General features: G+C 61.0%; 3 protein-coding genes and 1 pseudogene. 2 read left to right on the top strand and 2 right to left on the bottom strand.

Annotated features, from left to right (window positions below; genetic code table 11):
* Positions 1-2,337, top strand: a pseudogene (locus L9Z73_RS23280) (hypothetical protein); the annotation flags it as partial.
* A 49-nt stretch (positions 2,338-2,386) separates the two neighbouring features.
* On the opposite strand, the gene L9Z73_RS23275 reads toward L9Z73_RS23280, so the two are convergent.
* Positions 2,387-4,762 (bottom strand): efflux RND transporter permease subunit, encoded by a 2,376-nt coding sequence (locus tag L9Z73_RS23275; RefSeq protein WP_247406024.1) that lies wholly within the window; start codon positions 4,760-4,762, stop codon positions 2,387-2,389.
* 15 nt (positions 4,763-4,777) lie between these two features.
* Positions 4,778-5,818, bottom strand: a complete 1,041-nt coding sequence (locus tag L9Z73_RS23270) for a WD40/YVTN/BNR-like repeat-containing protein (protein WP_247406027.1) — start codon at positions 5,816-5,818, stop codon at positions 4,778-4,780.
* 310 nt (positions 5,819-6,128) lie between these two features.
* Here L9Z73_RS23270 and L9Z73_RS23265 point away from each other — a divergent pair.
* A partial coding sequence (locus tag L9Z73_RS23265) for a Gfo/Idh/MocA family protein (protein ID WP_247406021.1) occupies positions 6,129-6,389 on the top strand: 261 nt, incomplete at its 3' end.

Raw genomic sequence — 6,389 nt, 5'->3', positions numbered from 1 at the left:
ACGGCCTGCGCCGCGCTGCTGGAGAAACTGCGCGCCGTCAACGTGCCGTGGCCCGTCCCCGCTCCCGCCCCGATCACCATCGGGCCTCACCAAGGCTTGTACCGCATCAACGGCCTGTGGCATGCCTCGGTGGCCGGGCTGTTATTCAGGGTCAGCATTGTCCCGGGCTTTGGTGACGTGTTCATCATTCATCCAGAAAAAACCGAGCACCCCGGCATTCAGCTAAGAACCGACGGCAACGGCCATTGGTCGCTGGACCGTGGCTTCAAACTGCTGGGCGGCGGGCCCAAGCGATTGGCGGCCTTGCGCGAGGAAAACCAACGCAGGAAAGCCGAGGTACTCGCACGCGTGCAAGCACTCGGCGAAGACATGCAGCACCTGATGGCGCCGTTCCAGGCATCCGCGACGCAAATATCACCGGCCCTGGAAGCCTTGCGCACGCAACGCAAAACCGCGCAATTGGTGTGGAACCTGCTGCAACAAGCGACCGACCAGCAAAGGCCCGCCCTCGAAGCACGGCATTTGAAGGAAGCACTCAAGCACCAGACGCTGCGGACCGAGTTTCAGGTGCTGCTGGAGAACCTGGAAATGCTGTTTGCGCAATCACTGACCCCGCGCCTGGAAATGGTCCAATTGGGCGTGGAGCTGGAAAAGGTCGGCGGCGCCGGTATGCATGTGCACGACCGCGCAAAAATCCTCAAGACGATTTGGGATCAACAACTGTTTATCCAAGAGATGCTCGTGTCGCGGTTGAACGCTGTGCGCTTTTCCAGCGCAGGCGAACCCATGGCATCGATGGCGCGGCGCATGTTCGTGAACAACTTGCTGGGCGACTCGACGGTCTACGACGAATATGTGCGCAACGCCATCGAATCCGCGAACATTCGCCAGCACATGGCCGAGGTCTCAAGCGCCATGGAAGTCACCCTGGAACAGCTGGAAAACGATTCACTGGCGGGGCGCACGATACGCCAAGAACTGCTGGCACAGATCGTGTACCCGCAGCATTTCTTCCCCGACAACCTGCGGCTCAACGCCCTGGATTACCTGGCGGCCAGCAGCGTTGAGATGAGCGATGTGCGCCTGCCGCCGCAGGAAGAGCTGTACGTCAAACGCCTTGAGCAAACCGACCTGAGCGAAGTGCTGCTGTCACACGTCGAGGTGCGCAGCAGCACCGAGTACACCCTTACCGAACAACGGGATGTGTACGAGACCGTACTGAAAAAGTACCGCCGTTATGAAGAGGCGATCCGCGCACTCAAGGCGCTCAACCCGAGCCGCCTGCGTCCGCAGGCCGAGCGCCTGCTGGCGGGCCTCGAATACGCCCAGGCGCTGGCGCAGAGCGAGCTGGAAGCGGTGGTGCGCAAGCAGGAAGAGCTGGAGGTGGTGCTACCGCTGTCGAAAACCCTGCGGCCCAAGGCGCCGACAAAACGCGTGTTCAAAACCCGTAAAAAAGACTATTTGATCGGCGAACTCAAGCCGGCCGATGCGCAGAACACCGAGGAGCACTTCACCCTCACCGATACGCTGACCGGTGAAGCCGTTGCCTCATTCAACCAGCACGCGGATGGCTGGGAGACGACCGCCGAGCAGCCGGCCCAAGCCCCCATGCCAGCCCCACAAGGCCGCACGCTGGCAACGCTCAAAGGCCTGGCCCAGACGCTGATCGAGCAACGCAGCGGCATTGAGCGGGTGATCACCAGCGACCAGCAAAAACTTGATTCGCCCCTCACCCGCCAACAGGTCAACCCTGGCGACTGGGACGAACTGCTCACCGGGCACGCGAACAAACTCAGCGCACTCGCCGATGAAATCAAACGCGACCACCTCGATAAACCCTCGGCCCAGGACCTGATCGATGAATACCAGGCCCAGGCCCGCGACATGGCTCGGCTGGCGCAACGGGTGTGCAGCGAGGGCTACAAGCGTCAATGGCCGACCCCGGAGGGCCTCGAGTATCTGTGGCAACACCAACAGATCGATATCAACCTGACCAGCCTGGCCGACCCGCAACGGCCGACCCTCAGTGGCGACTTCTTCACCGAGTACGCGGTGTACGACAAAGCGAAAAAACCGCCGGTGGTGCTGTGGTATGCGCACTTCCATTACGCCAGCGCCGACGCCCCGCCCGCCCGCTATACCCGCGCCCACCTGAAACTGGCGGAGCAGCGTAAATACACGCAGAAGGATTTGCTCAAGCAACACGTGCAAGCCAGCTTGCGTAGCCCCCAGGAACCGGGCGCCGAGCCGATCAGGCGGATTGTCTACGTGTTGATCACGCCGCCCGTGGACCAGCTGTTCCTGGCGATCGCGCCAGCACCGCGCGCAAGCCAGTGAGCGCGGTGTGACATTGACGGTGAGGGCGAAACCGCCCCCACCAACGCACTCAATGGGCGAACAGCGAATTGCCTTTCTGCCCGGCCAACTTCTCCGGTTTGATCAGGAACCTTGCCAGCGCCGGCAGCAGCCACAGCGCACCGAACATGTTCCACAGCAGCATGAAGGTCAGCATCAGGCCCATGTCGGCCTGGAACTTGATCGCCGAGAAGATCCAGGTACACACGCCGATCGCCAGGCACAACCCGGTAAACAGCACGGCCTTACCTGTGGACTTGAGCGTCTGGTAGTACGCCTCTTGCAGCGGCAAACCGGCGCGCAGGAAACTTTCCAGACGGCTGTAGATGTAAATGCCGTAGTCCACGCCGATCCCCACGCCCAGGGCCACCACCGGTAAAGTCGCGACCTTGACGCCAATGCCCATGAACGCCATCAGCGCGTTGCCCAGTACCGACGTCAGCACCAGCGGCAGCACGATGCACAGGGTCGCCGCCCAGGAGCGGAAGGTGATCATGCACATGGTCGCTACGCACAGGTACACCAGGGCCAGGATAGTCAGCTCCGACTCCTTGATCACCTCGTTGGTGGCCGCCTCGATCCCGGCGTTACCGGCGGCGAGGATGAATTCCAGGCCGTCCTTGTTGTTTTCCTTGGCGAAGTCCTGCACCGCATGCACGGCGCGGTCGAGGGTTTCGGCCTTGTGGTCGTTGAGGAACACCAGCACCGGCGCCAGCGAACAGTTGTTGTTGTACAGGCCATCGGCGCGGGCGATGGAGTTGTTCAGCACGTCCGGGTTGCGCGACAGGGTTTCCCATTTCAGGTTGCCCTCGTTCATGCCCTTGATCATCTGCTTGGACACGGTCACCAGCGAGATCGCCGACTGCACGCCCTCGGTGTTCTGCATCTTCCACATCAACTGGTCGATGGGCGCCATGGCTTCATAGCGCGAACAGCCTTCGGCCTTGGTCTTGACCATCACCACCAGCACGTCGGAACTGGTGGAGTAATTGCTGATGATGAAGTTGTTGTCCTTGTTGTAGCGCGAATCCGGGCGCAGTTCCGGCGCGCCTTGATCCAAGTCGCCGATCTTGAGGTTCTGGCTGTACCAGAGGCCGCCGCCAAACGCGACCAGCGCCAGGGCGACGGAAATCGGCGCGACTTTCGGGCTGGCGAAATTCGACAGCAGGCGCCAGAACGGGTGCTCGCGATTCGCGTCTTTCTTGCTCCTGGCGACGGCGCGCTTGCTGATACCGGCATAGGAAATCGCCACCGGCAGCAGGATCAGGTTGGTAAACACGATCACCGCCACGCCGATGGACGCGCCGATGGCCAGTTCCCGGATCACGCCGATGTCGATGATCAACAGCGTAATGAAACCCACCGCATCCGCCAGAATCGCGATCATCCCCGGCAGGAACAGTTGGCGGAAGGTGCGCCGTGCGGCAGTCAGCGCGTTGTCCGCATCGCTCGATTGCAGGGCGATACCGTTGATCTTCTGCACGCCGTGGGAAATACCGATGGCAAAGATCAGGAACGGCACCAGCATCGAATACGGGTCGAGCCCGAAGCCGAAGAAGTGCATCAAGCCGAGTTGCCAGACCACCGCCACCAACGTGGTGCTCAACACCGCGACGGTACTGCGCAGGCAGTTGGTGAACCACAGCAACAGCACCAGCGTGATGACGAAGGCAATGCCGAAGAACAGCACGACCATCACCAGCCCGTCGATCAGGTCGCCGACCTTCTTGGCGAAACCGACGATGTGGATCTTGATGTTGGGGTTCTGCGCTTCGAATTTGGTGCGGATCTTGTCCTCCAGTTCATGGGAGAACTGCCGATAGTCCAGCGCCAGCAACTTGCCCTGGTCCTGCGGGTCGGGGTAGGACTCCAGCAGCGGGATGTCGACGATGCTCGACTTGAAGTCGTTGGACACCAGCCGCCCGACCTGGCCGGACTTGAGCACGTTGTTGCGCAGTTGATCGAGGCTTTGCGGCGAACCGTTGTAGCTCTGCGGGATCACTTCACCGCCGGCAAAACCTTCTTCGGTCACTTCGGTCCAGCGCACGCTGGGGCTCCACAGCGACTTGAGGCCCGAGCGGTCGACGCCGGAGATGTAGAACACCTCGTCGTTGATCTGCCGCAGGGTCTCCATGTATTCCTTGGTGAAGATGTCACCGTCCTTGGCCTCCACCGAAATACGCACGGTGTTGCCCAGGTTGGCCAGGTCGTTGCGGTGCTCCATCATCTTTTCGATGAAGGGGTGCTTGAGCGGGATCATCTTTTCAAAGCTGGTGGACGGGCGAATCAACGTCGCCTGCCAGAACAGGAAAATGCTCACCAGCAGGCAGATGACGATCACTGCCGGGCGGTTGTTGAAGATCAGGCGCTCAAGAAAGGTCGCTTTATCGTTGTGATGACTGCTCATTCTTTCCCCGCCTTCTTATTGTTTTGTGGGTTCGGCGCCGGTTGGCGTAGCTACACGAACGCCACCCTGCCCGACCAGAACCAAGTTGCCATTGCCCGCCGCCGTCACCGCCGAGAGTGAAATACGGTCCGGGCGATTGAACACGCTGAAGGTCTGGCCGTCGTCATGGCTGACCACCACGCTGCCGCCGTTGCCGACCACCACCAGCGCGCCGTCAGCGAGCAAAGTCGCCCCGGACAAGCCGAACTCCAGGGCGCCGCGCGCCGCCTTCAGTTCGACCTGCTCCCAAGTGCTGCCGAAATCCGTGGAACGGTAGAGGTTGCCGCGCAAGCCGTAGGCCAACAGGGTGTGCGGTTGGGCGGTGGCGATCACGCCGAACAGCGAGCCATTGTAGGGGCCTTCGAGTTTTTCCCAGGTCTGGCCGTCGTCGCTGGAGCGGAACATGCTGCCCTGCTCGCCGACGATAAACAGGCCGGCGTCCTTGATAGAGGCGATGGCGTTGAGGTGGAACTGGTCTTCGTTGTCGAGGCGGTCGCTGACGTCCTCCCAGGTTATACCGCCGTCGGTGGTTTCGATCAGCGCCCCGTAGGCGCCGACGGCGAGGCCGTGGTGGGCGTCGTTGAACCACACGTCGAGCAACGGCGCTTCGCGCTTGAGGTCCTGGTATTGCTGGGTCCAGGTGGCGCCGCCGTCGGTGCTGGCCAGGATCTGCGCATCGTGGCCGACAGCCCAGCCGTGTTTGTCATCGACAAAAAACACCGCCGTGAGCAACTGGCGGGTGGGGACTTTGGCTTGGGTCCAGGTGCTGCCCTGGTCATCGGAATAGAGGATATGCCCGCGATCACCGACCGCCACCAGGCGCGAGCCTGCGTGGACTACGTCGATCATCAGGCCTTTGGCGGCCTTGGGGGATTCAATCGCCAACACCGGCTGTAAGGGGGTATCGCTGGCTGCCAGCACGAGAGCCGGCAACGCGGCACCTGCAAACAGCGAGAGCGCTGTGGCCAGCAACGCAACCCTGCGTGCGGCGCGTGGGCGGCAAACAACCCAACCCATGACAGGCTCACTCATAGACCTTTCTCCCATTTATTATTGTTAGGTCGTCTTACCTTCCCGGGCTCTGAAACCTGCAATCTAGAGCGCCTGGAGGAAGCAGGGGTCATCCTATCGGGGTTTCGAATCGTCTGACAATCGACGCTACGTTATCTTTTGTTAACTGGCGGCTTTTGGCCATGCGCTGAATGTAGCCCCATCAACCGCAATGATGCGGGCGCAGAAATGAATTATTTTTTCCACATCTTGAATTATTTGAATTTATATTCCATTAATAGCCTCCCTGAAAACAATAATCCAAAGGACCACGGCGATGCGCGAACTCGGAATCGGCCTGATCGGCACTGGCTTCATGGGCCGTGCCCATGCCTTGGCGTTCAATAACGCCCGCACGGTATTTGAACTGCCGGTCAGCCTCAAACTGGCCGCCCTGGCCGATGCCGACACCGAACGCGCCCAGCGCTGCGCCAACGCCTGGGGGTTTGCCCAGGCCCATGGCGACTGGCAAGCGCTGGTCAATGACCCCTCGGTCGATGTGGTGGCGATCACCACGCCGAACCATTTGCACTACCCC

Origin of the sequence: Pseudomonas emilianonis (assembly GCF_023072625.1) — a bacterium.
In the GTDB taxonomy this organism is placed as follows: Bacteria; Pseudomonadota; Gammaproteobacteria; order Pseudomonadales; family Pseudomonadaceae; genus Aquipseudomonas; species Aquipseudomonas paraveronii.
Note: the sequence above shows the minus strand (reverse complement) of the source record. Positions and strands in the feature narration are given on the sequence as shown.